We start from the raw sequence: 25,527 nt of genomic DNA, 5'->3' as shown, positions 1-25,527 counted from the left end.
TTTCTTCTTTTTCTTCTCCCTTCTTTCTGCTCATTCCATGAAAACCGCACTGCTGCGCCGTTCCGTCCTCGCCGTTTCCCTCGTCGCGCTGTCGCTCGGCGGCCTCTCGCTGTCGGCGCAGGCGCAGGACGCCAAGAAGAACCTCGTGATCGGCGGCACCGCCGGCTCCAACGCCGACCAGCTCAAGGCCGGCATCATTCCGATCCTCGAGAAGAAGGGCTACAAGGTAAAGCTGGTCGAGTTCAACGACTACGTGCAGCCCAACCTCGCGCTGGCCCAGGGCTCGCTCGACGCCAATTTCTTCCAGCATCGGGTCTACCTGCAGAAGTTCTCGGCCGACCAGAAGCTCGACCTCGCCGAGCTGGTGCAGGGCCCGATCGCGCCCATGGGCGTGTACTCGACCAAGCGCAAGACGCTGGCCGACGTGAAGGAAGGCGACCGCGTGACGCTGCCGAACGACCCGAGCAACCTGGCGCGCGCGCTGGTGCTGCTGGAGCAGAACAAGCTGGTCACGATCAAGGCCGGCATCGATCCGCTGCGCGCGTCCGAGAAGGACGTGGCCGAGAACCCGAAGAAGCTCAAGTTCATTCCGCTCGAGGCCGCGCAGCTGCCGCGTTCGCTGGGTGACACCGAGTACGCCATCGTCAACGGCAACTTCGCGATCTCGTCGGGCCTGAAGCTCACCGAAGCCGTGGTGCTCGAGAAGACGCCCGACTACTACCTGAATGTGGTCGCCGTGAAGAGCGCCGACAAAAACGCCGCCTGGGCCAAGGACATCGCCGAGGCCTACCGCTCGAAGGAATTCAAGACGGTGGTCGACAGCAAGTTCCAGGGCTACGCCAAGCCCAGCTTCCTGCAGTAATCCACCACGCTTCAGCGAAGGACGCCCCATGCCCGTGCTCGCCGTGTTCGATGGCCAGGCCAATTGGCGCGACACGCACGTGTGCGACGGCTGGATCAGCGACCACCTCGCGCGCCACGGCGTGCGCTGGGGGCGCGGCGAGGCCGACGGCCAGCGCGTGCTCGACAGCGCGGGGCTGTTCTACCTGCCGACGGCGGAGGGGTATCTGGGGCTGTTGGTCGAGGGCGGGGAGTGGGTCGCCATGCCCGCCGATGCGCCGCATTTCTTCGATGCGGGCGAGGCCGCTTCGCCCGACGGGCTGCCTGCCGCGTTGCCGCGCTTCGAGGCCTTTGTCGAAGAGGTGCTCGCGATGACGGGCAACGACGCGAGCGACGAGTAGGTCAGCGCGGGCTCGGGCGGCCCGTCGCATCCCAGGCGTCGCTCAGGCCGGCGCCGTCGTCGGGTTCGGGCGCGCCGAACGCGACGGCCCTTGCGTGTAGCGGTCCATCGCCAACCCGTCCGTGCGGATCTCCGGCCGCTGGCCCGTCACCAGGTCCGAGATCAGCTTGCCCGAGCCGCAGGCCATGGTCCAGCCCAGCGTGCCGTGGCCGGTGTTCAGGAACAGGTTGGGGTAGCGCGTGGCGCCGACGATGGGCGTGCTGTCGGGCGTCATCGGGCGCAGGCCGGTCCAGAAGCTGGCGTTGGGCAGGTCGCCACCCGGGAACAGGTCGCTCACCACTTTCTCGAGCGTGGCACGGCGCGCCGGGTTCAGGCGCAGGTCGAAGCCGCCGAGCTCGGCCATGCCGCCCACGCGGATGCGGTTGTCGAAGCGCGTGACGGCCACCTTGTAGGTTTCGTCGAGCACCGTCGATTGCGGTGCGAGCGATTCGTCGAGCAGCGGCACCGTGAGCGAGTAGCCCTTGACCGGGTACACGGGGATGTCCAGGCCCAGCGAGGCGATGGCGGCGCGCGAGTAGCTGCCGAAGGCCATCACATAGCGATCGGCCGTGAGGATCTTGCCGGCACGCGTGCGCACGCCGGTGATGCGGCCGCCGTCGGTCTCCAGGCCGTCGATGGTCTGGCCGAATCGGAAGTCCACGCCCAGGCCGCGCGCGATCTCGGCGAGGCCGCGCGTGAACAGGTGGCAGTCGCCGGTTTCGTCGTTGGGCAGGCGCAGGCCGCCCGTGAGGCGCTCGCGCGCGCCGGCCAGGCCGGGTTCGACGCGCGCCAGGGCGTCGCGGTCGAGCAGTTCATAAGGCACGCCGCATTCCTCGAGCACGGCGATGTCGCGCTGCACCGCGTCGAGCTGCGCCTGCGTACGGAACAGCTGCAGCGTGCCGCCGGTGCGGTGCTCGTACTGCAGGCCGGTGTCGGCGCGCAGCTGCTGCAGGCAGCCGCGGCTGTATTCGGCCACGCGCATCATGCGTTCCTTGTTGACCGCATAGCGCTCGGGCGAGCAGTTGCGCAGCATCGCGGCCATCCAGCGCAGCTGGAACAGCGTGCCGTCGGGTCGGATCGACAGCGGCGCGTGCTTCTGGAACATCCACTTGATCGCCTTCAGCGGAATGCCGGGCGCGGCCCACGGCGTCGAGTAGCCGGGCGACACCTGGCCGGCGTTGCCGAAGCTCGTTTCCTCGGCCGGGCCGGCCTGCCGGTCGAGCAAGGTGACTTCGGCGCCGGAGCGCGCGAGGTAGTACGCCGTGGTGGTGCCGATCACGCCGCCGCCGAGAACGATGACTTTCATGGTGTATCCGCTGATCTGAATGGAATGATGTGAATCTAAAGTGCACAATGCAGTGGATTCCATTGTTCTTAGGTCTTTGGCAGTGAAAATCGCTGTCGAAAACCGTCCAAGGCCCCGCGCGGAGTGAAATGCCCGAACTCGACCGAATCGACCGCAAGATCCTCGACCTGCTGCAGCGCCAGGGGCGCATTTCCATGACCGAACTGGCCGAGCGCATCGGCCTGTCGGCCTCGCCCTGCGCCGAGCGCGTCAAGCGCATGGAGCGCGACGGCGTCATCACCGGCTACCACGCGCACGTGTCGCCCGAGGCGCTGGGCAAGACGCTGCTGGTGTTCGTGGAGATCAAGCTCTCGGCCAAGTCGGGCGACGTGTTCGACAAGGTGAAGCAGGAGCTGCTGCACATGCCCGAGGTGCTCGAATGCCACCTGGTGTCGGGCAGCTTCGACTACCTCGTGAAGGCGCGCCTGAGCGGCATGAGCGAGTACCGGCACCTGCTGGGCGACATCCTCAAGAAGCTGCCGGTGGCGGCCGAGTCGCACAGCTACGTGGTGATGGAAGAGATCAAGGAAACGCTGATGTTGGCGGTGGACCGGTGAGCGGGGCCGCTATCGTCATCCGGCCTTGGCGCCTGGCCGACTTCGACGCCGTGAAGGCCATCCTCGACGACACCTTCGCGAGCACCTGGCTGCCGCAGCTCACGCCCGAGGCCGCCAAGGCCTATGCCGACAGCGGTGAGCCCGTGGGCTACATCGACGAGAGCGGCCCGGCCTTCTTCGTGGCGGAACTCGACGGCGAGGTGGTCGGCATGGTCCATTGGGAACACGACTTCGTGCAGGCCCTGCACGTGCCCGCCGCGCACCAGCGCAAGGGCATCGCCCGCGCGCTCATGGCCTTTGCCGAAGCCGGCATGCGCGCCGACGGCGTGGCGCAGGCGCGGCTCGAGACCGACACCTTCAACACGCAGAGCCAGGGCCTGTATCGCGCGCTCGGCTACCGCGAGGCCGGCCGCTACCCCGACCTCGAATGGCACAGCGGATTCACGACCATCCTGTATGTGAAAGACTTGGCCTGAGCTTTCTTTTCACCCCTTCAAGGACATCGGCATGACCCTCTCGATCCGCCGCGACGGCACCACCGGCACGCGCCACATCCTCAAGATCCGCAACCACGAGATCCCCGTCGATGCCTCGCCCGCGGGCGGCGGCAGCGACGGTGGCGCCGAGCCGCACGACCTGTACGACGCGTCGCTGGCGGCCTGCAAGGCGCTCACGGTGCTGCTCTACGCGCGCCGCAAGGGCATTCCGGTGGAAGACATCGAGGTCGTGGTCGACCGCGACGACAGCGAGGAACGCAAGGGCATCTACCGCCTGAAGTCGGGCCTGCGCCTGACGGGCGATCTGAGCGAGGCGCAGCGCGATGAGCTGCTGCGCGTGGCGGGCAAGTGCCCGGTGCACAAGCTGATGACCGAGGTCAAGACCGAGATCGAAACCGGCTGGGCCGACTGAACGCGCTGCGTTCCTACTTCGCCGCTTCGGCCTGCTTGCGCGCCGCCGCCACGCGCTTGGCATAGCGGTCGCCCCAATCGGCCAGCGGCCCCAGCGCCGCATTGAGCGTGGCGCCCAGCGAGGTCTCGGAATACTCGACGCGCGGCGGCACTTCGTGAAACACCTCGCGGTGCACGAGGCCGTCGGTTTCCATCTCGCGTAGCTGCTGGATCAGCATCTTCTCGCTGATCTCGGGCAGCAGCCGCTTCAGCTCGCCGAAGCGGTAGGGCTGCAGGTGCAGCTCCCACAGGATGACGGCTTTCCACTTGCCGCCGATGACCTCGAACGCGGGGCCGATGCCGCAGTTGTAGGGCTTCTTCGCTGCCATCTCTTGCTCCTTGCGATTCCAATACTTTCCATTTGGTAAGTACCTTACTTTATCGTAGGTACTTGACCATGTGGAAGTGTAATTTCTACCATGCAGGCGTCATCAACCACCACTGCATCGGATTGCCATGAGCAACACCAACAAGGAAGTTTCGGTTCTGGGCCTGGGCGCCATGGGCGTCGTCATCGCGCGGCTCTTTCTCGACCAGGGCTACAAGGTCACGCTGTGGAACCGCACGGCCGACAAGGCCGACGCGCTGGTCGCCCGCGGCGCCGTGCTGGCGCGCAGCGCGGCCGAGGCATTGCGCGCGAGCCGCATGGCCGTGATGTGCGTGTACGACTACCGCGCCGCCGACGCGATCTTCGCGATGGACGGCGTGGCCGCCGCCATGGACGGCCGCTTGCTCGCGCAGCTCACCACGGGCAGCCCGAAGGACGCGCGCGAGGCCGAGGCCTGGGCGCACCGCCACGGCGCCGCCTACCTCGAAGGCGCGATCCAGGCCGCACCGGACCAGATGGGCCGGCCCGACACGCCGCTGCTGGTGTCGGGTGCGCAGGCCGTGTTCGCCGAGGCCGAGCCCTTGCTGAAGGTGCTGGCCGGCGGCATCGTCTACCTCGGCGACAAGGCCAGTGCGGCCGCGGCCATGGACCTGGCCACGCTGTCCAGCATCTACGGCACGATGCTCGGCTTTTTGCACGGCGCGCGCATCGCCGAGCACGAAGGCTTCGACGTGGCCGAGTACGGCCGCATCGTGGCCGGCATCATGCCGACCTTCGCGGGCTTTCTCCAGCACGAGGGCGCGGTGATCCAGTCGGGCGACTTCGCGATCACGCAGAGCCCGATGCGCATCTCGGTCGAGGCCACGCAGCGCATCCTGCAGACCGCGAAGGAGGCGGGCATCAACACCGAGTTCCCGGCCTTTGCCGCGGGCCTGTTCCGGCGCGCCGATGCGGCGGGGCTCGGCGGCGAGGAACTGGCGGCGCTGATCAAGCTGCTGCGCAAGTAAGGATCAGGCCCAGCGCATCGACTGGATCGCGCGCACCACCTCGGCCTCGCGTTCCATGAAGAAGTCGGTGTGGTTGCAGTGGTCCAGCGTGAGCCGGTGCGAGGTCTGCAGCGCGGCAGCCAGGCGGTCGGCGTCGGCGCGGCGCACGCGGCGGAAGATGCGCAGGAAGTCGGCGGCGTCCTGGCCGGTCTGCGCGTCGAGCGGCCGTTCGAGCCAGGGGAACAGGTCGCGCTGGTCGAACGGCAGCGCGGTCACCACCAGCGCTGGCGCGCGCACCGGCCGGTAGTCGGGCGAGAAGCGGTGGGCCGCGGTGTCCATCGCGGTCTCCACCGCGTCGGGCGTGTTGGGTCGCACGCTGCCGTCGGCCAGCGCGTCGAGCGCGTCGCGCAGGTTGGCCTCGAGCGCCGGCCACCAGTTCTTGGACTTTCGCCGCAGGTACGCAATGGCCGCCTTCATCGAGCGGCCGTCGTCGGGCGTGGGCGCGGGCTCGTCGAGCCGGCGGTTCAGCGGCGGGTCTTCGCCGCCGGTGTCGGCGTCCTTCGTGTAGTCGAAGGTGGTATCGAGGTACACCAGGCCGCGCACCCGCTCGGGAAAGCGGCCCGCGAAGCGCGTGAGTTCGTTGCCGGCGATCGAATGGCCACCGAGCACCACGCGCGTGAGGCCGAGCGCATCGCACAGCGCGGCCAGGTCGTCGACCAGCGTGTCGACCTCGTAGTGCTGCGTGGCGCTCTTCACCGGCAGCGGCTTGTCCGACAGGCCGTAGCCGCGCCGGCTCACGGCGAGCACGCGCGAGGCGGCGCCGGCCGCGACCAGCGCGGGCGCCAGGCTGTCGAAGCAGCGCGCGTTGCCGCCCAGGCCGGCGAGCAGCACGAGCACGGGACCGCCGTCGTCGCTGCGCTGCCAGTCGCGCACTTGCAGCGAGACGTCGGGCGTGGTCGACACTTTCACGCGGCGGTCGGTGGCCGCCACGGGAAGGTCGTTGCCGATGGGGGCAGGGCCGGCGTTGCCGCCACCACCACCACCGCCGCCGCAAGCGGCCAGCCCGGCCGCGCTGCCCAGGAGCACGGCGCGCAGCAGGTCGCGGCGCTGGAAGTGAAGCGGGTTCGCCCAGTGCGGGCGGACCGTGGAAAGACAGGGGCGAGGCACGTCGGGGCTCCAGGCATGAAGAAGAAAACAGGAGCCTTGCAGTGTGGGCACGCCGCCTGAAGAAGCCCTGCAGCCTTCATGAAGGCTTCCTGAAGCGCAGCGACGGGGTGTGGCAGATACTTCGGCCACTTCCCGGAACCGGGCTTGTTCGCTTGGAATCCTTCCCATGAATCTTTTGCTTGTTGAGGACGATCTTGATCTTGGCAACGGCGTGCGCATTGCGCTCGCCAACCAGGGCTTGGACGTGGTGTGGGTCCGCCGGCTCGACGACGCCTTGCGCACCCTCGACAACGGCGCCTTCGACATGGTGCTGCTCGACCTCGGCCTGCCCGACGGCGACGGGCTCGACCTGCTGCTGCGCCTGCGCCGCACCCGCCAGATATTGCCGGTGCTGGTGCTGAGCGCGCGCGATGCGCTCAACGACCGCCTGCGCAGCCTGGACGACGGCGCCGACGACTACCTCGTGAAGCCTTTCGCGCTGGCCGAGCTGCTGTCGCGCGTGCGGGCCCTGGCACGGCGCAGCTACGGCTTCAACGACGAGACCATCCGCATGCGCGGCCTGGCGCTGCACGAGCCCACGCGCGGCGTGATCGTCGATGGCGAGCCGGTGGAGCTGTCGCGCTGCGAGTTCGACCTGCTCGCGTTGCTGCTCAAGCGCACCGGCCGCGTGGTCACGCGCCGCGTGATGGAAGAGCAGGTGCTGCCCGGCGGCCAGGCCAACGGCAGCAACTCGCTCGAGGTACACATCTCCAACCTGCGCAAGAAGATCGGGCAGGGCTACATCCGCACGGTGCGCGGCATCGGCTACGTGATCGACACCCAGTCGCTGGTGCGGAGCCCGTCCAAATGATGCGCCAGCTGGCGCGCGGCTGGAAGAACTGGAACCAGCCGTCCCTGATGCGCCGCCTGCTGGTGGCGCAGATGGCCGTGGTCGCACTGCTGTGGACCTCGGCCGTGGGGCTGCTGCTGTACGACTCGTACAAGGACCCGGGGCTGCTCCGGTTCACCAGCATCTTCAAGGCGGCGATCTCCATTGCGCAGAAGCTGGAGGACCAACCCGAGCGGCAGCGAGAAGCGCTCGAGGCCTTCGACGCCGCGCTCATTGAGGCGCTCAGCGACGGCGACGAAACCAACGAAGCCCTGGCGGTGATGCAGGTGTGGCAGCACGGCAAGCTGATCTACAACTCGCGCGCCGGTGTGCCCGTGCTGCTGAACTCGGTGCCCGACCGCAACGAGACCGTGGTAGCGGGCGGCCGCGAGTGGCGCGCGCGCACGATGGCCTCGCCCATCGCCGACACCCGCGTGGTGCTGGCCGAGCCCAGCGTGTGGCGGCTGGCCGTCACCGTGCTGTCGCGCGGCTACTACCTGCTGCCGCTGGTGATCAGCCTGCCGTTCCTGGTCTTTCCCGCCTGGCTGTCGGTGCGGCTGGCGCTGCGTCCGTGGCGCCAGGTGAGCCGCGAGACCGCCGAGCGCGGGCCCGACGACCTGACGCCGCTGTCGTACACGCCGCCGCACAAGGAGCTCAAGCCGATGGTGCAGAGCATCAACAGCCTGCTGCTGCGGGTGCGCGACAGCACCACGCGCGAGCGCAGCCTGATCGCCGATGCGGCGCACGAGCTGCGCACGCCGCTGGCGGCCATGCGCGTGAACGTCGAGGCGCTGAAGGAGCAGAGCAGCGACGAGGGCCAGCGCGAACTCATGGCCAACCTGCTGCGCAGCAACGACCGCGCGGCGCGGCTGGTGGGGCAGCTGCTGCAGCTCATGCGCAGCGACGCCGTCGCCACCAACGCGCTGCCCGTGATGCTGTCGCTCGACGGGCTGGTGCAGGACCGGCTGGCCATGATCGAGGGCCTGGCGCGTGCGCGCGGCGTGGAGCTCGAACTGGTGTGCGACGACGCCGTGCCGGTGCTCGGCGAGCGCGAAAGCCTGGTCTCGATGATCGACAACCTGATCGACAACGCGATCAAGTACAGCCCCTGCGGCGCCACCGTGACGGTGCACGTGGCGCGCGAGGGCGCGCGGGCGCTGCTGACCGTGGCCGACACGGGCCCGGGCATTCCGCCCGCGCTGCGCGAGCGCGTGTTCGACCGCTTCTTCCGCAACCCCGACCAGACGCAAAGCGGCAGCGGGCTGGGCCTGGCCATCGTCAAGTCGGTGGTTGACCGGCACGGCGGCGACGCGGTGCTGGGGGAGGCCCCGGGCGGCGGCCTGCTGGCCACGGTGCGGCTGCCGCTGGCGCAGGCCGATGTGCCGCAGCCCTTGCTCGTCGGCGCCTGAGCCCGGGGGAAAAGGCCCCGGCCGGGCTTGTTTCGGGGCAAGGATTTACACTAGCCGGCTCCCCCGGCGCTCGTCTACAGGACACTTTCACCAATGAAGTGGGTCATTCTTGCCATCTTCGTGCTCAGCGCACTCTACGTTCACTTCCGCGGCCAGGTCCGGCACAAGTTCTTCAGACAGCTCTCTGATCACTCGACCTTCCTGGCGCCGCTGAACGTCTTCATGTACCTTTTCTCGAAGGTGCCCGGTACGCCGTACCTGTCGCCCGCGCAGTTCCCCGAGATGCGCATCCTCGAGGAAAACTGGGAAGTGATCCGCGAAGAGGCGCTGGCCATGCGCAACGGCGGCAGCATCAAGGCCTCGAGCCAGTTCAACGACGTGGGCTTCAACTCCTTCTTCAAGAGCGGCTGGAAGCGCTTCTACCTGAAGTGGTACGACGAGGCGCACCCCTCGGCCGCCGTGCTGTGCCCGCGCACCACCGAGCTGCTCAAAGGCATCGGCACCATCAAGGCCGCGATGTTCGCCGAGCTGCCCCCGGGCAGCCGCCTCGTGCGCCACCGCGATCCGTTCGCCGGTTCGCTGCGCTACCACCTGGGCCTGTGGACGCCGGGCGTCGAAGGCTGCTACATCGACGTCGACGGCCAGCGCTACCACTGGCGCGACGGCGAGGCCGTGGTGTTCGACGAGACCTACATCCACTACGCCGAGAACACCACCGACCACGACCGCGTGATCCTGTTCTGCGACATCGAGCGTCCGCTGAAGTACCGCTGGGCCAGCGCCGTGAACCGCTGGTTCGCCAAGAACCTGCTGGCCGCCGCCGCCTCGCCCAACGACGCGGGCGACAAGACGGGCGGCCTGAACCGCGCCTTCAAGTACATCTACCAGATCCGCGTGGTCGGCAAGCGCCTGAAGGCCTGGGACAAGCGCGCGTACTACCTCGTGAAGTGGACGATCTTCGGCGGCCTGGCGCTCTGGATCTTCTGGTGAACTAGGCTCGCCCCCAGGCTACGCGCACTTCGTGTCGCTGCGCCAACCCCCTACCGGGGGCACCACCGGCGGCCCGGCAAAGCCGGTTCCGCGGTGGTTCTTGAAGGATCCAGCCTGACAGCGCTGCTCAGGCCTCAGCCAGTATCAAACGGGCACGCGGCGTGCGACGCCAGCACACCAGGCCCGCCAGCAGCACACCGCCGAGCACGTCGAGCAGCACGTGCTGGCGCGTGGCCAGCGTCGAGTAGACGATCCCCGCGGCCCACAGCACGTTCACCCATTGCGTCCACGCGGGCGCCTGCACGCTGCGCAGCTGGCGGCCGAGCCACACGGCCGCGAACACGGCGAAGGCCACATGCAGCGACGGGAAGGCATTGCCGCCCGCATCGGCGCTCTTGAGGAACTGCAGCGCCGGATACTGCGACCAGTCGATCGCGAAGCTCGGCACCACCGTCGGAAAGCACCAGAACACCGCCAGGCCGGTGGCCGCCATGAGTGCGGCGCCACGCGCGCAGGCCCACAGCTCGGCCTTGTTTTTCGTGAAGGCCGGCGCGAGCGAGATGTAGAACCACAGCGAGCTGTACAGCAGCATCGCGTCGTCGCTCACGTCCACCCAGTGGTCGATGGGGGTGAGCGGCATCACCGTGGGCACCGAGGGCGGGTGGTGCATCACCCAGAAGTACAGGACGAAGAAGCCCGAGATGCCGAGCGTGGTGCCGATCATCTTCACGACCCACAGCGTGGCGAAGCGCTGCCCCAGCGCCAGGTGCCAGGGCGTGACGGGGAGGGCGGCGGGGTTCGGGCGGGAGGGCAGCGTCACCGGTGCGCTTTCAGGAGAGGGAAGCGCCACAGCGTAGGCGCATGCATTGCGTGAACATTGCGTTACCTCATGTGGGGCTCTCTAGAATCACCCGCCTGTCCGGTCTCTCCCCATCCCCCCATGAGAATCCTGCTTGTCGAAGACGAAGCCGACCTGGCGCAGGCGCTCGCGTCGGCGCTGCGCCAGAACCAGGCGGTGGTCGATGTGGCGAGCTCGCTGCGCGCGGCCGAGGAGGCCGCGCTCGGCGCGCCCTACGACGTGGTCGTGCTCGACCGCGGGCTGCCCGACGGCGACGGCCTCTCGCTCGTCGCGTTCCTCGCGCAGAACCACATCGCCTGCGCCGTGCTCGTGCTCACCGCCATGACCGACGTGGCCGAGCGCGTGCTGAGCCTGGACGGCGGCGCCGACGACTACCTGGCCAAGCCCTTCTCGATGGACGAGCTGCTGGCCCGCGTGCGCGCGCTGGCACGCCGTCCCGCGGTGCGCGCCAACTTCATCATGACGCTCGGGCAGCTGCGCTTCGACCACCACACGCGCCAGGCCCATGTGGGCGAGGCCTGCCTCACGCTGCCGCGGCGCGAGCTGCTGGTGCTCGAGACGCTGCTCGAACACCGAGGCCGCACCGTGCTGCGCGAGGCGCTGCAAGACCGCGTGTACGGCCACAAGGACGACATCCAGTCGAACGCGCTCGACACGCACGTCTCGCGCCTGCGCTCGAAGCTCGACAAGGCGGGCGCGCAGGTCGAGATCCATGCGATCCGTGGCGTGGGCTACCTGATGTGCGCGCCGCAGTCCGCATGAGCCTCAGCTTGCTTTCGCTGCGCTGGCGACTGATCTGGAGCCTGATCCTGTTGCAGGTGGTGGTCGGCCTGCTGGTGATGGGCGGCTTCCTCGGGCTGGCGTGGGCGTTGGGCCGCGTGGTCGACGAGACCGGCCACGAGACGGTGGCGGCCATCCAGCGCGCCTTGATGCGCGGCACCGACGGCCAGTTGGTGGTCGAGCCCACGAGCGCGCTGCGGCGGCTGCAGAAGGCCGACCCGCAGTTCTGGTTCATCGTGCGCGACCCGAACGGCGTGCAGCTGCGCCACGGCGAGGTGCCGCCCGCCTACCTGCGGCTGCTCGATGCGCTCGACGACACCGAGCGCGTGGCCATCGACCCCGAGAGCGACGGCACCCGCCCCAAGGCCCGCTTCGAGCGCATCGAATCGCGCGCCGGCCCGGTGGCCGTGATGGCGCAGACCGGCGGTCCGCTCACGGTGGAGAACACGCTCAAGGGCACCGGCATCGCCTTCCTGTTCCTGGTGGCGCCGATGGCGCTCGTCACCTGCCTGGGCGTGATCCTGGCGACGCCGTTCGTGGTCAAGCGCGGCCTGAAGGGCGTGGTGGCCACGGCGGAGCATGCCGAGGGCATCGACGTGCACGAGCGCACCACGCGCCTGCCGCTGGCCAACGTGGCCAGCGAGATCCGCCCGCTGGTCAACGCGGTCAACCGCGCCTTCGACCGGCTCAACGAAGGCTACGACCGGCAGGAGCGCTTCCTGGCCGATGCCGCGCACGAGCTGCGCACGCCCATCACCACGCTGCAGATCCACCTCGAAGGCCTGCCCAACGACCCGCTGAAGATGAAGCTCATGCAGGCCTCGGCGCGACTGGCCACGCTGGCCGAGCAGCTGCTCGACCTGCAGCGGCTCGACCACGGCCTGTCGCTGGACCAGCAGGTGGAGCTGAAGTCGCTGTGCGAGCGCGTGGCGGCCGACATCGCGCCGCTCGCCATCCGCAGCCGCTGCACGCTGTCGGTCGATGCGCCGCAGCCGCTCACGGTGCGCGGCGACGCGCCTTCGCTGGAACGCGCGCTCACCAACCTGATCCAGAACGCCATCGAGCACGGCGGGCCGGGCTGCGACATCCAGGTGCGGCTGTGCGAGCCCTCGTGCATCGAGGTGCGCGACTCGGGCCCGGGCATCCCCGAGGCCGACCGCGAGCGCGTGGTGGCGCCGTTCCACCGGCTCGTGCCGCGCGGGCGCGGCGCCGGGCTGGGCCTGCACCTCGTGGCCGAGGTGGCGCGGCTGCACCGCGGCCAGCTGAGCATCGGCTCGAGCGAATCGGGCGGCGCGAAGATGCGGCTCGAACTGATGAACCTCGAGGCCTGAAGAAGACCCGCCCACCATGAACGCCATCGACCGGCTGCCCGAACCCACGAACCTCGCCGGCGCGCAAGCGCTGATCGCGCGCGTGCAGGCGATGCTCGATGCCGAAGGCGTGGCGATGCGCGCGCCGCCGCCCGAGCCCACCACCTGCTGCGGGCGCGGCTGCAATGGGTGCGTGTGGGAAGGGTGGCTGGCGGCGGTGGCCTATTGGCGGGATGAGGCGTCGCTGCTGCTGGATTGAGGGGGCGTTTCGTCGGTCGCGGAAACCGAAGGGGCTGAGTCGGACCTCATGTCGCTGTAGGGCGCTGGAATCTCCAGCGCTTGCGCGCCCGGCAGGCGTCGGACAAAGAGGTTGGTTGCCACGAGGTAGCGTGCCACGGCGCTGCGCAGGTCGGTCGACTCGTACAGTGACTCGGTCCACCAGCGTTCGGTGAACATCACCTTGTAGGCAGAGCCTTCCTTCAGCAGGTAGTAGGAGCTGTCGCCGCCGACTCGCTCGGTCTTGATCTTGCCTTCGTACCAAGCAGTGGCCATCGCGTGGTCCACCACTGCCTCGGCGTCGACCGTGAACACTGCCCGGATATCTTCCAGCGTGAAGTCGTCGAAGAATGCCCTGCTGCCTTCTCTGCCGTAGGCCGTGCGGGCCAACTCAAACTCATCGTCGTGCAGCAGGGCATTGAGTTGTGCCAGGCGATCCGGCGGTTGCACCATCCGGTGGGGCGTGATCAAGGGCGGCGTGGCGAGGCTGGTGACATAGAACGGCTCGGTTCCCGCTTCCTGGTTGGCGGACAACGCCAGGTGCCAGCGCTCCTGTGCCTTGCGCGGCATGTTGCGCGATGCCGTCACGGTGCCGGCATAGTGCACGTGGCGTTCACCTGTGCCGGTGAGCGTCGATGAAACGCAGTCGGCGGGGTCCGCGTCCCAGGCCCAATCGTTCACCGACCAACTGCCATCCTCCTTGTCGTTCACCGTCTGGACGATCAGGCGAGCGAAGACTTGGGGCGGCGGTTCCGCGGGTTGATCGCCCACTGACGCTGGCACCGTGGCATCCACGCGAAACGCCAGGGGTTCGCCGATGCGAAAGCGCTCGTCGCGACTGACATCGATCGCGTTCAGGGCCTGGCGCGGTGGCACCGCAGTTCGGAAAAGGCCGTAGGCGGTCGACAGTGTCAGCACGGTGAAGACCGGAAACACCGGCAGCCCCACCAGCAGCCACAGCAGGTTCCAACCGCCCTCCAGCGACCAGCGCAGTGCGTTGAAACCGAAGGCGGCAAAGAAGGCCAGCACCGCCAGCGCGACCAGCGACCCCAGCCAGTCGGTGATGCGGGTCCGTTGGGGAGCATCTGAAGGCGGCGGCGCTGGAGACGCCCACGCCGTGTCATGCCGCTGCACGATGCGCGGCAGGCCGATCACGCGCGGATCGGGCAGCGGTGTCCAGAAGCTGTCGTCCTGCGCGGCCAGCGCGATCGTGCGGATGCCATCGCGGTGTTCAAGCTGCAGCGCGGCCTGCGCGACGCCGTCGTGCGTCGCGTCTTCAAAGCTCAGAGGACGCGCATCGGGCACGCGGTGGTAGCGGCGCTTCTCGACGTCGACGATCAGCGTGTCCGCACCCGCCGATGCCGCATGAAAGCGCTCGTCAGAAGACGCAAGGCCTTCCGACACCGGCAGCGCCAGAACCCGCGCGAGGACATCGAGGTAGGAGTGAGGGCGAGACATGCGTCCGAATCTAGCCGGCGATCCCGAGCGCCGCAGCCGCCAGCTTCGCCACCTCCAGCGTGCTCCCGGGTGCCTCGCCGTCTTCCAGCATCCACACCGACGACAGCCCGGCCCACGCCAGCACCCACTGCAGCAATCGCCGCTGCTCGATGCCCGTGGCCTCCGCGATGACCTCGATGCGGCGCGCGAAGCGCCCGGGCGCTAATGCGCTCTCGCCATCCGGGTTGCACAGGATGTTCGTGTGGTCGAAGCCGCGCTCGCCGTGCAGGCCCTTGGGGTCGATGGCGAGCCAACCGGCCGGGCCGAAGTCGAGCACGTTGCCGTGGTGGATGTCGCCATGCAGCACGACCACCTCGCGCGGCGCGGCCAGCAGCTCGCGTGCGGTGCGTGCGCTGTGGTCGAAGATGCCGCCGTGCGTGGCCGCGCCGGCCCACAGCGATTCGAACCAGCGCGAGAGCGGCACCAGCGTCGGGGGCGGCGGCGTGTCGCGCGGGGCATGCAGGCGCGCGGCGGCGGCGCACAGGATGCGCGTGGCCTCGTCGTCGCGGCCTTCGTGAACCAGCTGCGCGAGCGAGCCAGTGCCTTGCGCGCGCACCATCAGCAGGGCTTCGCCGTCATGGGCCAGCACGGGCGCGGCGCCGTCGCCGTTCCACCAGGCCATCAGCAGGCTGCCTGCCTGTTCCTCGGCTTCGTGCGACACCTTGAGCATGGCCGCAATGCCCTGTTGGCGCACGGGCAGCAGCGTGCCGCTCAGCGAGGCGAAGGCCTCGCCGTCGGGCGTGAGCTGCCAGCGTTGCAGGTAAGGCGCGAACACGCCGTGCGGAACCACTAGCGCGATTCCCAGAACCCCCGGTGCGTGGCGATCATCTCGTCGGCCACCTCGGGCACGGGGCCGATCACCTCGACGGGTTTCTGTCCGCGCGTGAAGACCTCGCGGCAGGGCAGGCTCAGCGTCGGGTTCTCGGGGTGGTCGCCGGTGAGGGCGAGCAGCGCCGATTCTTCCGCGCCGTACACCACGCGCCCGATGTTGGCCCAGTAGCTCGTGCCCGCGCACATGGCGCAGGGCTCGAAGGTGGTCACCAGCGTGCATTGCCACAGGTACTCGGCCGGCCAGTTCTGCGCCGCGTGGCGCGCGAGCGTGGCCTCCGCGTGATGCACCGTGTCGATGTTGCCCTGCTCGGCGAGGATGGTCTCGCCGTCGGGCGCGACGAGCACGGCGCCGAAGGGGTGGCGGCCCATGGCCATGGCGCGTCGCGCCACGGCGTCGGCGCGACGCAGCGCGCGGGTGATCTGTTCGGGAGTCATGCCCCGATTATTTATTGGTTCTGAGACCCGCGATGCGCCCAGCCGGTGGTGTGCTTCTCGATGAGGCTGAAGAGTTCGTACATGACCATCGCCATCGCGCCCACCACCATCAGGCCCGCGAAGGCCAGGCCCATCTGCATGGCCGAGCCGGCCGAGATCAGCAGGTAGCCGATGCCCTCGTTGGCGGCCGTCATCTCCGACACCGTGGTGCCGACGAAGGCCAGCGTGATCGCCACCTTCAGCGAGCCGAAGAAGTAGGGCATGGAGCGCGGCAGGCCGATCTTGACGAGCACGTCCCAGCGCTTGGCGCCCAGCACGCGCAGCACGTCTTCCAGCTCGGGCTCGAGCGTGGCCAGGCCGGTCGCGATGTTCACCATGATCGGGAAGAAGCTGATCAGAAACGCCGTGAGGATCGCCGGTCCGATGCCGATGCCGAACCACACGACCAGGATCGGCACGAAGGCCGCCTTGGGCAGTGCGTTGAAGGCCGTCATCAGCGGGTAGATCGCCGCATAGGCCAGGCGCGAGCTGCCGATCACGAAGCCCAGCAACACGCCCACCACGATCGCCAGGCCGAAGCCCGCCATCGTGACCCAGAAGGTGCGCCACGCGTGGCCCGCGATGATTTCCTTGAACTCCCAGAACTGCTCCCAGATGCGCAGCGGGCTCGGGAAAATGAAGTCCGACACGCCGAAGCCCGCGCAGATCACCTGCCACAGCAGGAGCACCGCCACGAGCAGCAGCCACGGCGACCAGCGCTCGAGTTGTTTGGTGTTTTTCATCGCCGCCTCCTCAGTGCGCTGCCGCCGCCGCGGCGGAGGTTGTGGTGGCGTTGCCGCGGATGGCGCCGATGTGGCCGCGCAACTCGAGCACGATGTCGGTGAACTCCTTGGTGTAGGTCAGCTCCAGCTCGCGCGGGCGCGGCAGGTCGATCTCGCGCTTGACCACGAAGCGTCCGGGGCTCTTGCTCATCACGTACACCGTGTCGGCCAGGAACACCGACTCGCGCAGGTCGTGCGTGACCAGGATCACGTTGAACTGCTGCTCGGTCCACAGGTCGCGCAGGATGCACCACAGCTCCTCGCGCGTGAACGCGTCGAGCGCGCCGAAGGGCTCGTCCAGCAGCAGCATCTTGGGCTCGTGGATGAGTGCACGGCAGATGCTCGCGCGCTGCTGCATGCCGCCCGAGAGCTGCCACGGAAACTTGTCCTCGTAGCCGCCCAGGCCCACCTTCTGCAGCAGGCGGCGGGCGCGCTCTTCGTATTCCTTGCGTTTGGCCTTGAAGTTCGAGCGGTAGGGCTCGACGATTTCCAGCGGCAGCAGCACGTTGTCGACCGTGGTGCGCCACGGCAGCAGCGAAGGCGCCTGGAAGGCCATGCCCGAGATCTTCAGCGGCCCGGTCACGGGCTGGCCGTCGATGCGGATCTTGCCCATCGAGGGCATCTTCAGCCCCGTGGTGAGCTTCATGAAGGTCGACTTGCCGCAGCCCGAGGGGCCGACGATGGCGATGAACTCGCCGCGCGTCACTTTCAGGTCGATGGCCTCGACCGCGAAGTGGTTGGCGCGCAGCAGCTCTTCGTTGTAGGCGAGCCAGACGTCCTGGAAATCGACGAAGGGGGCGGCCGCGTCGGGTGTCGTTGCGCCGGCCGCCATCACTTGCGCAGGATTCCGCTGAGCTCGGCCGCGGGCGGGAGCATGGCCGCGGTCCACACGGCATCGGGGCTCACGCGCGTCTTGGTGTTGAAGGCGTCGGAGACCTGCGAGGCCATGAGCGACATGCGGCCCGCGTTGACGGCACCGAAGCCGTCGGTGCGCGCGTCGGCGCTGTTGATGACGGTGTCGATCGCCAGCTGCAGGCGGCGCGTCTCGAGCTTGCTGTCGATGATGCCGTCGCGCGCCTTCACCGACTCGATGCCCAGCGCCGGGTTGGCGATGACTTCCTTGGCGCCCTTGGCGAAGGCCGAGAGGAACTTCTTCACCGCCGCCGGGTTGTCCTTGAGCAGCTTGGGCGAGGCGATGATCACGTTGCCGTACAGCTTCACGCCGTAGTCGGGGTAGGGCAGGATCACCACGTCGGCCGCCTTGGCGCCGCGCGCCTCCAGGTTGAGCAGCGAGGTGAAGGTGAAGCCCGTGATGGCGTCGATGTCGCCGCGCACCAGCATGGTCTCGCGCAGCGTCGGGTCCATGGCGGTCCAGTTCACGGCGCCGATGTTGTTGGCCTTGGCGAAGATGGGGAACGCGCGGCGGCCCGCGTCGAACACCGGCGCGCCCAGCTTCTTGCCGGCGAGGTCGGCCGGCTTGGTGATGCCGCTCTTCTTGAGCGCCATGACCGAGGCCGGTGTGTTGTTGTAGACCATCATCACGGCCACCGGCTTGTTCGGGCTGTCGGGGTTGTTGGCGTGGAACTCCATCAGCGCCGCGAGGTCGGCAAAGCCCATGTCGTAGGCGCCCGAGGCCACGCGCGTCACGGTGCCGCCCGAGCCGTTGCCGGCGTCGATGGTCACGTCCAGGCCGGCGGCCTTGAAGTAGCCCTTGGCCGCGGGGTGCAGGAACAGCGCGGCCGGTCCTTCGAAACGCCAGTCGAGCTGGAACTTGATCGGCGTCGGGCTCTGGGCCATGGCCGAAGACAGGCCGAAGCTGAGGGCCGAGGCGGCGAGGAAGGACTGGATCAGTTGACGCTTGTTCATGCGGGTTCCGTGAAGGTGAATGCTTCGGCATTCAAGCAAAAACGGTGCCCGCACGCGATTGGTGCGAACCCTTCCGGTGAATCACCGAGGTGCGCGGTGCGCCCAGGGCGTGTGCGGCGTGCACCGCGCCTGGGAATCGGGGTCTCGGGCCGCCGTCAGAGTGCGGCGCCGATCTTGCGCAGCTCGGCAATCTGCGGCGCCTTGGGCAGCCAGACCTTGTCGAATTCGGCGATGACCGGCGCGGGGTTGTAGTTGCTGGCGCTCTTGATCGCAATGCCGCTGGCCTTGAACTTGTCGATGAGGCCCAGCTCGGTGGTCACGATGTCCTTGATCTGCGCGTCGAGCTGCTGCTTCACGAGGTCGGTGATGAGCGCCTTGTCCTTCGCGTCGAGCGTCTGCCAGATGCGGCCCGACACCAGCGGGGCGAAGGGCATGAACAGCGCATTCATCGGCAGCAGGCTTTTCGAGACGCGGTCGAAGCGCTGGTTCCACGAGAACTCGATGTCGGCTTCGAGCCCGTCGACCTGGCCGTTGGACATGGCGTCGAACACGCCCGGTGTGGGAATGGGCGTGGGCGCGGCGCCGAGCAACTGGTAGAAGTCGCGGTACACCGGCGTGGGGTTGATGCGCAGCTTCATGCCCTTCAGGTCGGTGGGCGAGGCGATGTCCTTGGTCGCGAACACCACGCGCATGCCGGTGATGCCCCAGCCCAGGCCGATGGTGCCGGTCTCGCGCGGCAGCACGTCGAGCAGCTTGAGCGCCGCGGGCGTGCGCACGAGCGAGGCGACGTTCGTGGTCGAGCGCACGAGGTAGGGCGCGTTGATGGCCGCCACGCTCGCCACGCGCGAGCCGAGCTCGGCGGCTTGAATCCAGCCCATGTCGAGCGCGCCCGATTGCAGCTGCTGCATCATGGCCGACTCGTTGCCGAGCTGGCCCGAGTGGAACACCGTGGCGCTCAGGCGGCCGTCGGTGGCCTTCTTCAGTGCCTCGCCAAAACTCACTGCGGCGCGGTTCCACGAGTGGCCCGCAGGTGTGATGAGGCCCAGGCGGAATTCCTTGGCGGCGGCGGCACGCGACACGGTGCCGAAGAGGGCGGTCGACGCGGCGGCGGTGCCGGCGGCGGCCTGGACGAACTGGCGGCGGGAGAGGGCCATGCGAAGCTCCTGTGGGGTGAGGTGAGGTGAAGGGAAGCGAGAGAGAGAGATCGGTTCAGCGCTTACTTGATGAGCGCCAGCGAAAGACTCGGGAACAGCGACAGCAGCACCAGCGCCACGCAGCAGATCAGGAAGAAGGGCAGCGTGACGATGAACATCTTTCCGGGCTTGGCGCCGGTCACCGCCGAGGCCACGAAGAAGCTCAGCCCCACTGGCGGCGTCATCAGTCCGAGCACGAGGTTGATGACCACCACCACGCCGAAGTGGCGCGGGTCGATGCCGTAGATCTCGGTCGCGATGGGCAGCAGGATCGGCACGGTCATGATCAGCCCGGGAATGCCGTCGATCACGGTGCCGATCACCAGCAGGATCACGTTCACCAGCAGCAGGAAGGCGATCGGGTCCTTCGCCACGGTCTGTATCCATGCGGCCGTGGCCTGCGGCACCTTGCCGTAGATCAGCAGCCACGAGAACACCGCAGCGGCCGCCACCAGGAACAGCACCACCGCCGAGTAGATCGCCGACTTCAGCAGGATCTGCGGAATCATCGCGAAGCGGAATTCCTTGGTCACGTAGCGGCCCACCAGCACCGCGGCCACCGCGCCCACCGCCGCCGATTCGGTGGGGTTGGCCAGCCCGCCGAGGATCGAGCCGACGATCACGATCGGAATGAGCAGCGTCGGGCAGGCCGTGAGGATCGTGTGCAGCCGCTGGCGGGCGGTGCGCTTCTCGGTGCGCGGGTAGTTGTAGATCACGCCCATGCCGGCGATGACGATGAAGAACAGCACCGTGAGGATCACGCCGGGGATGATCCCGGCGATGAGCATGTCGCCCACCGCCACCTGCGCGAGCACGCTGTACACCACGAACATCACCGAGGGCGGAATGATCGGGCCGAGCATGCCGCCGTACACCGTGATGCCGGCCGCGAAGGTCTTGTCGTAGCCCTGCTTCTCCATCTCGGGCACCATGATCTGGCTCATGATCGCCACCTGCGCGGTGGCCGAGCCGATGATCGACGACACCAGCATGTTCGCCAGGATGTTCACGTAGGCCAGGCCGCCTTTCACCGAGCCGATGAAGGCCAGCGCGAGGTCGACGAGGCGCCGCGTGATGCCGCCGCCGTTCATGATCTCGCCGATCAGGATGAACAGCGGAATCGCAATGAGGCTGTAGCTGTCGACGCCGCCGAACATCTGCACCGGGAACGACTGGAACAGCACCGTGTCGCCCGAGTTGAGGATGTAGACGATGCCCGACAGGCACAGGCAGGCACCGATCGGCACGCCGACCAGCATGATCAGCAGGAAGAAGGCAGAGGTCAGCATTTCAGTTCACGGCGTCCGCGTTGGCGACATGGAACTCGTCGTGCGTGCGCTTGGGCTGCAGGCCGAGGTCTTCGAGGAGGTTGGCCAGCGCATGCACGCTGAGGGTGAGCGCGAAGATCGGCAGGATCAGCTGCACCACCCACGTCGGCCAGTCGAGCGTCTGCGTGCGCTCGGTGTAGAGAAAGTTGAAGCTCTCGGCCGCGAACTCCTTCGCGTCGAAGCCGTGGCGCACGATGCCGGCCGGGTCCATCCACAACCAGCACATCGCGAGCAGGGCCAACCCGAGCAGCAGCACGCCGCCCGAGGCACTGGCCTTGGCGATGCGCGCGGCCCGGGTGCCGAGCTTGTCGGTGAGCAGGGTCACCGCAAAGTCCAGCCGCAGCCGCGTCATCGCCGACGCACCGATGAAGGTGAGCCAGACCACGCAGTACACCGAGGCCTCGTCCACCCAGTAGAGCGGAAAGCCGCCGTAGCGCGTGACCACGTTCAGCAGCACCAGCACGATGAGCAGCCCCATGAGGCTGCTGAGCAGGTGGCGCTCGCAGCGCAGGACGAGGTCCGACGCGTCGAGCACGCGGCGGGACAGGCCGCCGCTTTCTTTCAAGGCGTTTTCTTGCATGGTGTTCTGGGCCTTGCGGTGCGTCGTGCGCGCGGCGATTACATGACCGACTGGTACTGCGCGGGCCGCGTGGCCAGCGCCTTGGCGACGACCTTCTCGATGAAGGCGCGCTCTTCGCCGATGAGCGGCAGGCGCGGGCGGCGCATGTGCTCGGTGCCCACGCCGACCAGCAGGTCGATGAGCTTGAGGTTCTGCACCAGCTTGGTCGACACGTCCAGATGCAGCATCGGCGTCATCCACTGGTAGAGCTTGAGTGCTTCCGCAAACTTGCCGGCCTTCATCAGGTCGTACAGCGCCACCGTCTCGCGCGGGAAGGCGCAGCCGACACCGGCCAGCAGGCCGTCGCAGCCCAGCGCCAGGCCTTCGTAGGCCAGGTCGTCCACGCCCAGGAACAGCTGGTAGCGGTCGCCCACCGTGTTGCGCAGGTCGGTGATGCGGCGGATGTCGTCGGTGCTTTCCTTGATGGCGGCGATCCACTCGCAGTCGGCCAGCTCGACCATGTGCTGGGGCTTGAGGTCCACGCGGTAGGCCACCGGGTTGTTGTAGACCATGATGGGTTTCTGGGCCGCGTTGGCGATGGTGCGCACGTTGAGCATCGCTTCGCGTGCGTCGGCCACGTAGATCACCGAGGGCATGACCATGTAGCCGGCCACGCCCAGCTTGTTGGCGCCATCCACGTAGCGCAGGGCTTCGCGGGTGCTGGTCTCCGACACGTTGGCCAGCACGGGGATGCGGCCGTCGGCGGCTTCCAGGGCGATCTTCGCGACCTGCAGTTTTTCTTCCAGCGTCAGCGTGCTGGCTTCGCCGAGCGAGCCGCAGGTGACGAGGCCATGGATGCCGTTGCGGATCTGGAAGTCGATGTGGCGGGCCGTGCCCTCGGCGTCGATGCTTTCGTCGGCGTGGAACTTGGTGGTGATGGCGGGAAAGATGCCTTGCCAGCGGGGATTGCTCATGGACGTGTACCTCGAAAAAAAGAAGAAAAGGGCGCTGCGGACAGCGGTCGAAACCAGGGCTTGAAGGCTTGGTTTTTAAATATATTAGTAAGATATGAGAAATATCTGCTCAGGGTATTAGCAGATTGCATGCCAGCCGAAATGGTGGTTGGAGGCTTCTGGAAAGGGCGTTTGGGCCCCCGGAAGCACCGCCTTGGCGCACCCTGCGCACGGAGGCGCCTCACGATGCGGCAGGCGAAAAAAAGCCCCGCAGCGGTGAACGCGGCGGGGCGTGCGGCTTGCGCCGGAGTTGGTGCGGCTACGTCAGCGCGGCGGTCGCCCCGAAGCCCAGCCAGTACGGATCGCCCACGCGCTTGCCCACGCTGCTGGCGGCGTCGCGCACGGTGGCGCCGAAGCGCTCCACCAGTGCTTCCGACAGTTGCTCCGCGGGCAGCGCGATGCCGAAGGCATAGGTCTGGCGCGTGGCGGGGTCGAGCACCGCCGACGAGATGCCCGCCACGTTGGTCACGTACTCGCCGCGCGACAGGGCCCAGCCCGTGTCGCGGATCACGGCCAGGCGCGCGAGCAGGTCCTTGCGTGTCTTCGGTGCGTGGCCGCGGCCCTGGTCGAGCTTGGTGCCGATCAGGGCGCCCACTTCGTCGTCGCTCAGGCGGGCCAGCAGCGCGCGGCCCATGGCGCTGGAATAGGCGGGGGCGCGGCTGCCCGGCGGCGTGTAGATCTGCAGCGCGCCGGCGCCGGTGCGCATCTGGATCACGAGCGTGTCGGCGCCGTCGAGCACGTTGATGTAGCCCGTGCAGCCGGTCTCGCGCACCAGCGCGTCGAGCGCCTCCTCGACCAGCGAGGCCGTGTTGCGCGAGGCGCGGAAGTGGTACGAGGCTTCCATGATCACGCCGCCCGGGCGGTAGGCGCGCGTGGCTGCGTCGCGGTCCAGGAAGCCGTAGCCGGCCATCATGCTCAGCGTGCGCGAGGCCGAGCTCTTGGGCAGGCCCAGCTCGGTCACGACGTCCGTCACCGTGATGTCGCGGCGCAGCCGCGCGATCAGCTTCAGGACGTCCATGGCGTTGGCAAGGGTGCTCATCGTGTTCGGTAGGTTGGGGTGGGAATCATAGGTTCGGCGCCGGTGCGTCTTTCGGCCGACCCGGGTGAACGCCCGCTTGACAGCCGAAAGTACGGTTTTATCATTCAGTTCAAGTTTATTGGACATGGTTCCAAAATATGGAACTAACAAGGAATGACCATGCACCATGAAGTGACCGCCGTCGCGCCGCTGGAAGACAAGGGCGCCGGGCACACCGCGTTGCCGCCGGCCGCGCTGCATCCCAAGGCGCTCGCGCCCGCCAACCTGATCCTCACGGTGGTGCTGAGCGTGTTCGGCGCCATCGTCGGCATCCAGATGCTGGCCAGCCTGGGCATCACGCCGAGCACCTCGCTGATCGGCGCGCTCGCGGCCATGACCTTGGCGCGCGTGCCGCTGGCCATGTTCCGGGGCTTTCGCTCGGTGCATGCGCAGAACCTGGCGCAGACGAGCATCTCGTCGGCCACCTTCGGCGCGGCCAACAGCCTGTTCCTGCCGATCGGCATTCCCTTCCTGTTCGGCCTGCCGCAGATGGTGGTGCCGATGCTCATCGGCGTGAGCCTGGCGATGCTGCTCGACGCCTGGCTGCTGTACCGCATGTTCGACACGCCCGCTTTCCCGGCCAAGAACCCGTGGCCGCTGGGCATCGCCGCGGCCGAGGCCATCAAGGCGGGCGACGGCGGCGGCAAGCAGGCCTGGCTGCTGCTGGGCGGGCTGGCCACCGGCGTGGCGGGCGCGGTGTTCAAGCTGCCGATGTCGGCCTTCGGCGTGGCGCTGATCGGCGGGCTGGGCGCCATGACCGCCTTCGGCATCGGGCTGCTGGTGCGCGGCTATTCGGCGCCGCTGTTCGGCTTCGACATCGGCACGCGCTACGTGCCGCACGGGATGATGATCGGCGCCGGCCTCGTGGCGCTGGTGCAGGTGGCGCGCGTGGTGCTCAAGAAGCACGGACGAGTGGTCGACAGCAGCGCCACGACGAAGGAAGCGCTGGCCGAGGCCCGCGGCGCCAGCGTGCTCGGCCGCTCGCTCAAGCTGGGCGGCGCGGGCTACCTCGCGATCATGGTGCTGCTGTGCGCGGGCACCGGCATCTACACCGGCATGTCGCCGGGCATGCTGGCCTTGTTCATCGTGTACGGCACCTTCGCGGCCTTCGTGCACGAACTCATCGTGGGCATCGCGGCCATGCACTCGGGCTGGTTCCCGGCCTTCGCGGTGGCGCTGATCTCTTTGCTGCTGGGCATCCTGATCGGCTTTCCGCCCGAGGCGCTGGTGGTGCTGGCCGGCTTCTCGGCTGCCACCGGCCCGGCCTTTGCCGACATGGGCTACGACCTCAAGGCCGGCCACCTGCTGCGCGGCGAGGCCTCGGGCTCGGCCTTCGAACTCGAAGGCCGGCGCGAACAGATGATCGCCGGCATGGTCGGCTTCGGCGTGGCGATCGTGGTGGTGGCCTGCGCGTACCCGCTGTTCTTCGCCAACCACCAGACCGCGCCGATCAACGCCGCCTACGTGGCCGCGATCAAAGCCGGCATCTCGGGCGAGACCGCGCGCAACCTGGCGCTGTGGGCCGTGCCCGGCGCGCTGCTGCAGCTGGCGGGCGGGCCGCGCCAGCAGCTGGGCGTGCTGTTCGCCACCGGCCTGCTCATCGCCAGCCCGATGGCCGGCTGGATGGTCGCGGCCGGCATCGCCTGCCGGCTCGCGGTGCACGGCGTGCTCGGCGCCGCCGCGCGCGAACGGCTCGAGGTGTTCGCCGGCGGCGTGATCGCGGGCGACGCGCTCTACAGCTTCTTCTCGGGCGCGGTGAAGAGCCTGCGCAAGTAGTTCTTCATCTCCTTTTTTCTTTCATCTCA

The 25,527-nt window shown here is 68.2% G+C and carries 28 protein-coding genes; 13 read left to right on the top strand and 15 right to left on the bottom strand.

Annotated elements, in window-relative coordinates:
- Nucleotides 1-37 precede the first annotated feature (37 nt).
- Together AC07O4_RS01425 and AC07O4_RS01420 are read left to right on the top strand one after the other, a co-directional pair.
- A complete protein-coding gene (locus AC07O4_RS01425; protein ID WP_062473320.1) occupies nucleotides 38-862 on the top strand; it encodes a MetQ/NlpA family ABC transporter substrate-binding protein in 825 nt (274 codons plus the stop codon).
- Between the two features lie 28 nt (nucleotides 863-890).
- A complete protein-coding gene (locus AC07O4_RS01420; protein WP_495303531.1) occupies nucleotides 891-1,241 on the top strand; it encodes a hypothetical protein in 351 nt (116 codons plus the stop codon).
- Between the two features lie 42 nt (nucleotides 1,242-1,283).
- Here AC07O4_RS01420 and AC07O4_RS01415 read toward each other — a convergent pair whose 3' ends face one another.
- Nucleotides 1,284-2,585 (bottom strand): D-amino acid dehydrogenase, encoded by a 1,302-nt coding sequence (locus AC07O4_RS01415; protein WP_495303530.1) that lies wholly within the window; start codon nucleotides 2,583-2,585, stop codon nucleotides 1,284-1,286.
- Nucleotides 2,586-2,713: 128 nt separating this feature from the next.
- Between AC07O4_RS01415 and AC07O4_RS01410 the strand changes: the two genes are divergently transcribed.
- From AC07O4_RS01410 to AC07O4_RS01400, 3 genes are read left to right on the top strand one after another with little or no spacing between them, the layout of a single operon-like run.
- On the top strand, nucleotides 2,714-3,181 hold the full coding sequence (locus AC07O4_RS01410; RefSeq protein WP_062473326.1) for an Lrp/AsnC ligand binding domain-containing protein: 468 nt from the start codon (nucleotides 2,714-2,716) through the stop codon (nucleotides 3,179-3,181).
- Nucleotides 3,178-3,657 carry a GNAT family N-acetyltransferase gene (locus AC07O4_RS01405; RefSeq protein ID WP_495303529.1) on the top strand — a complete coding sequence of 160 codons (480 nt, stop codon included), beginning with the start codon at nucleotides 3,178-3,180 and terminating at the stop codon, nucleotides 3,655-3,657. Before AC07O4_RS01410 ends, AC07O4_RS01405 begins: the two co-directional genes overlap by 4 nt.
- A gap of 31 nt (nucleotides 3,658-3,688) precedes the next feature.
- Nucleotides 3,689-4,090, top strand: coding sequence for an OsmC family protein (locus AC07O4_RS01400; protein WP_095746356.1), 402 nt, complete (start codon nucleotides 3,689-3,691; stop codon nucleotides 4,088-4,090).
- 13 nt (nucleotides 4,091-4,103) lie between these two features.
- Here AC07O4_RS01400 and AC07O4_RS01395 read toward each other — a convergent pair whose 3' ends face one another.
- Nucleotides 4,104-4,457: a winged helix-turn-helix transcriptional regulator gene (locus AC07O4_RS01395; RefSeq protein WP_095950514.1), complete on the bottom strand. Its 354-nt coding sequence runs from the start codon at nucleotides 4,455-4,457 to the stop codon at nucleotides 4,104-4,106.
- Nucleotides 4,458-4,584: 127 nt separating this feature from the next.
- Here AC07O4_RS01395 and AC07O4_RS01390 point away from each other — a divergent pair, with 127 nt between their 5' ends.
- Nucleotides 4,585-5,463: an NAD(P)-dependent oxidoreductase gene (locus AC07O4_RS01390; protein WP_495303528.1), complete on the top strand. Its 879-nt coding sequence runs from the start codon at nucleotides 4,585-4,587 to the stop codon at nucleotides 5,461-5,463.
- A 3-nt stretch (nucleotides 5,464-5,466) separates the two neighbouring features.
- Here the strand turns inward: AC07O4_RS01390 and AC07O4_RS01385 are convergent, their stop codons facing one another.
- Nucleotides 5,467-6,609 carry an alpha/beta hydrolase gene (locus AC07O4_RS01385; RefSeq protein ID WP_495303527.1) on the bottom strand — a complete coding sequence of 381 codons (1,143 nt, stop codon included), beginning with the start codon at nucleotides 6,607-6,609 and terminating at the stop codon, nucleotides 5,467-5,469.
- Nucleotides 6,610-6,775: 166 nt separating this feature from the next.
- Here AC07O4_RS01385 and AC07O4_RS01380 point away from each other — a divergent pair, with 166 nt between their 5' ends.
- From AC07O4_RS01380 to lpxO, 3 genes are all read left to right on the top strand, one after another.
- A complete protein-coding gene (locus tag AC07O4_RS01380) occupies nucleotides 6,776-7,459 on the top strand; it encodes a response regulator (RefSeq protein ID WP_062473337.1) in 684 nt (227 codons plus the stop codon).
- Nucleotides 7,456-8,886, top strand: a complete 1,431-nt coding sequence (locus AC07O4_RS01375) for a sensor histidine kinase (RefSeq protein WP_070062381.1) — start codon at nucleotides 7,456-7,458, stop codon at nucleotides 8,884-8,886. Before AC07O4_RS01380 ends, AC07O4_RS01375 begins: the two co-directional genes overlap by 4 nt.
- A 93-nt stretch (nucleotides 8,887-8,979) precedes the next feature.
- The gene (lpxO, locus tag AC07O4_RS01370; protein WP_062473341.1) at nucleotides 8,980-9,876 is read left to right on the top strand and encodes a lipid A hydroxylase LpxO; all 897 of its coding nucleotides are present in this window, start codon (nucleotides 8,980-8,982) and stop codon (nucleotides 9,874-9,876) included.
- Nucleotides 9,877-10,003: 127 nt separating this feature from the next.
- Here lpxO and AC07O4_RS01365 read toward each other — a convergent pair whose 3' ends face one another.
- The gene (locus AC07O4_RS01365; protein ID WP_495303526.1) at nucleotides 10,004-10,696 is read right to left on the bottom strand and encodes a phosphatase PAP2 family protein; all 693 of its coding nucleotides are present in this window, start codon (nucleotides 10,694-10,696) and stop codon (nucleotides 10,004-10,006) included.
- Between the two features lie 120 nt (nucleotides 10,697-10,816).
- On the opposite strand from AC07O4_RS01365, the gene AC07O4_RS01360 reads away from it, so the two are divergent.
- The 3 genes from AC07O4_RS01360 to AC07O4_RS01350 are packed head-to-tail and all read left to right on the top strand — an operon-like array spanning nucleotide 10,817 to nucleotide 13,084.
- Complete coding sequence (locus tag AC07O4_RS01360) at nucleotides 10,817-11,497, top strand: response regulator (protein ID WP_062473345.1); 681 nt, start codon at nucleotides 10,817-10,819, stop codon at nucleotides 11,495-11,497.
- A complete protein-coding gene (locus AC07O4_RS01355; protein ID WP_495303525.1) occupies nucleotides 11,494-12,846 on the top strand; it encodes a sensor histidine kinase in 1,353 nt (450 codons plus the stop codon). Before AC07O4_RS01360 ends, AC07O4_RS01355 begins: the two co-directional genes overlap by 4 nt.
- A gap of 16 nt (nucleotides 12,847-12,862) precedes the next feature.
- Complete coding sequence (locus AC07O4_RS01350; RefSeq protein WP_307588791.1) at nucleotides 12,863-13,084, top strand: oxidoreductase-like domain-containing protein; 222 nt, start codon at nucleotides 12,863-12,865, stop codon at nucleotides 13,082-13,084.
- Here AC07O4_RS01350 and AC07O4_RS01345 read toward each other — a convergent pair.
- The 11 genes from AC07O4_RS01345 to AC07O4_RS01295 form a co-directional block, all read right to left on the bottom strand.
- A complete protein-coding gene (locus AC07O4_RS01345; protein ID WP_495303524.1) occupies nucleotides 13,048-14,559 on the bottom strand; it encodes a hypothetical protein in 1,512 nt (503 codons plus the stop codon). The two genes, AC07O4_RS01350 and AC07O4_RS01345, sit on opposite strands and share 37 nt — an antisense overlap.
- Before the next feature lie 10 nt (nucleotides 14,560-14,569).
- A complete protein-coding gene (locus AC07O4_RS01340) occupies nucleotides 14,570-15,373 on the bottom strand; it encodes an aminoglycoside phosphotransferase family protein (protein WP_495303523.1) in 804 nt (267 codons plus the stop codon).
- A 14-nt stretch (nucleotides 15,374-15,387) separates the two neighbouring features.
- Nucleotides 15,388-15,864, bottom strand: coding sequence for a nucleoside deaminase (locus AC07O4_RS01335; RefSeq protein WP_495303522.1), 477 nt, complete (start codon nucleotides 15,862-15,864; stop codon nucleotides 15,388-15,390).
- Between the two features lie 11 nt (nucleotides 15,865-15,875).
- The gene (locus tag AC07O4_RS01330) at nucleotides 15,876-16,646 is read right to left on the bottom strand and encodes an ABC transporter permease (protein ID WP_495303521.1); all 771 of its coding nucleotides are present in this window, start codon (nucleotides 16,644-16,646) and stop codon (nucleotides 15,876-15,878) included.
- A 10-nt stretch (nucleotides 16,647-16,656) separates the two neighbouring features.
- A complete protein-coding gene (locus AC07O4_RS01325; protein WP_095950868.1) occupies nucleotides 16,657-17,517 on the bottom strand; it encodes an ABC transporter ATP-binding protein in 861 nt (286 codons plus the stop codon).
- A complete protein-coding gene (locus AC07O4_RS01320) occupies nucleotides 17,517-18,551 on the bottom strand; it encodes an ABC transporter substrate-binding protein (RefSeq protein WP_062473355.1) in 1,035 nt (344 codons plus the stop codon). The genes AC07O4_RS01325 and AC07O4_RS01320 overlap by 1 nt, the downstream gene beginning before the upstream one ends.
- A gap of 155 nt (nucleotides 18,552-18,706) precedes the next feature.
- Entirely contained in the window at nucleotides 18,707-19,705 is a 999-nt protein-coding gene (locus AC07O4_RS01315) for a TRAP transporter substrate-binding protein (RefSeq protein ID WP_495303520.1), read from the bottom strand.
- A 62-nt stretch (nucleotides 19,706-19,767) separates the two neighbouring features.
- The gene (locus AC07O4_RS01310; RefSeq protein ID WP_062473357.1) at nucleotides 19,768-21,033 is read right to left on the bottom strand and encodes a TRAP transporter large permease; all 1,266 of its coding nucleotides are present in this window, start codon (nucleotides 21,031-21,033) and stop codon (nucleotides 19,768-19,770) included.
- A gap of 1 nt (nucleotide 21,034) precedes the next feature.
- Nucleotides 21,035-21,652, bottom strand: coding sequence for a TRAP transporter small permease (locus tag AC07O4_RS01305; RefSeq protein WP_493193516.1), 618 nt, complete (start codon nucleotides 21,650-21,652; stop codon nucleotides 21,035-21,037).
- Between the two features lie 38 nt (nucleotides 21,653-21,690).
- The gene (locus AC07O4_RS01300) at nucleotides 21,691-22,605 is read right to left on the bottom strand and encodes a dihydrodipicolinate synthase family protein (protein WP_062473360.1); all 915 of its coding nucleotides are present in this window, start codon (nucleotides 22,603-22,605) and stop codon (nucleotides 21,691-21,693) included.
- A gap of 298 nt (nucleotides 22,606-22,903) precedes the next feature.
- Nucleotides 22,904-23,683 (bottom strand): IclR family transcriptional regulator, encoded by a 780-nt coding sequence (locus AC07O4_RS01295; protein ID WP_495303519.1) that lies wholly within the window; start codon nucleotides 23,681-23,683, stop codon nucleotides 22,904-22,906.
- A 159-nt stretch (nucleotides 23,684-23,842) separates the two neighbouring features.
- Here AC07O4_RS01295 and AC07O4_RS01290 point away from each other — a divergent pair, with 159 nt between their 5' ends.
- On the top strand, nucleotides 23,843-25,498 hold the full coding sequence (locus AC07O4_RS01290) for an OPT/YSL family transporter (RefSeq protein ID WP_495303518.1): 1,656 nt from the start codon (nucleotides 23,843-23,845) through the stop codon (nucleotides 25,496-25,498).
- Nucleotides 25,499-25,527: the final 29 nt, after the last annotated feature.

This window comes from Variovorax sp. GW821-FHT09D04, assembly GCF_059416405.1.
Note: the sequence above shows the minus strand (reverse complement) of the source record. Positions and strands in the feature narration are given on the sequence as shown.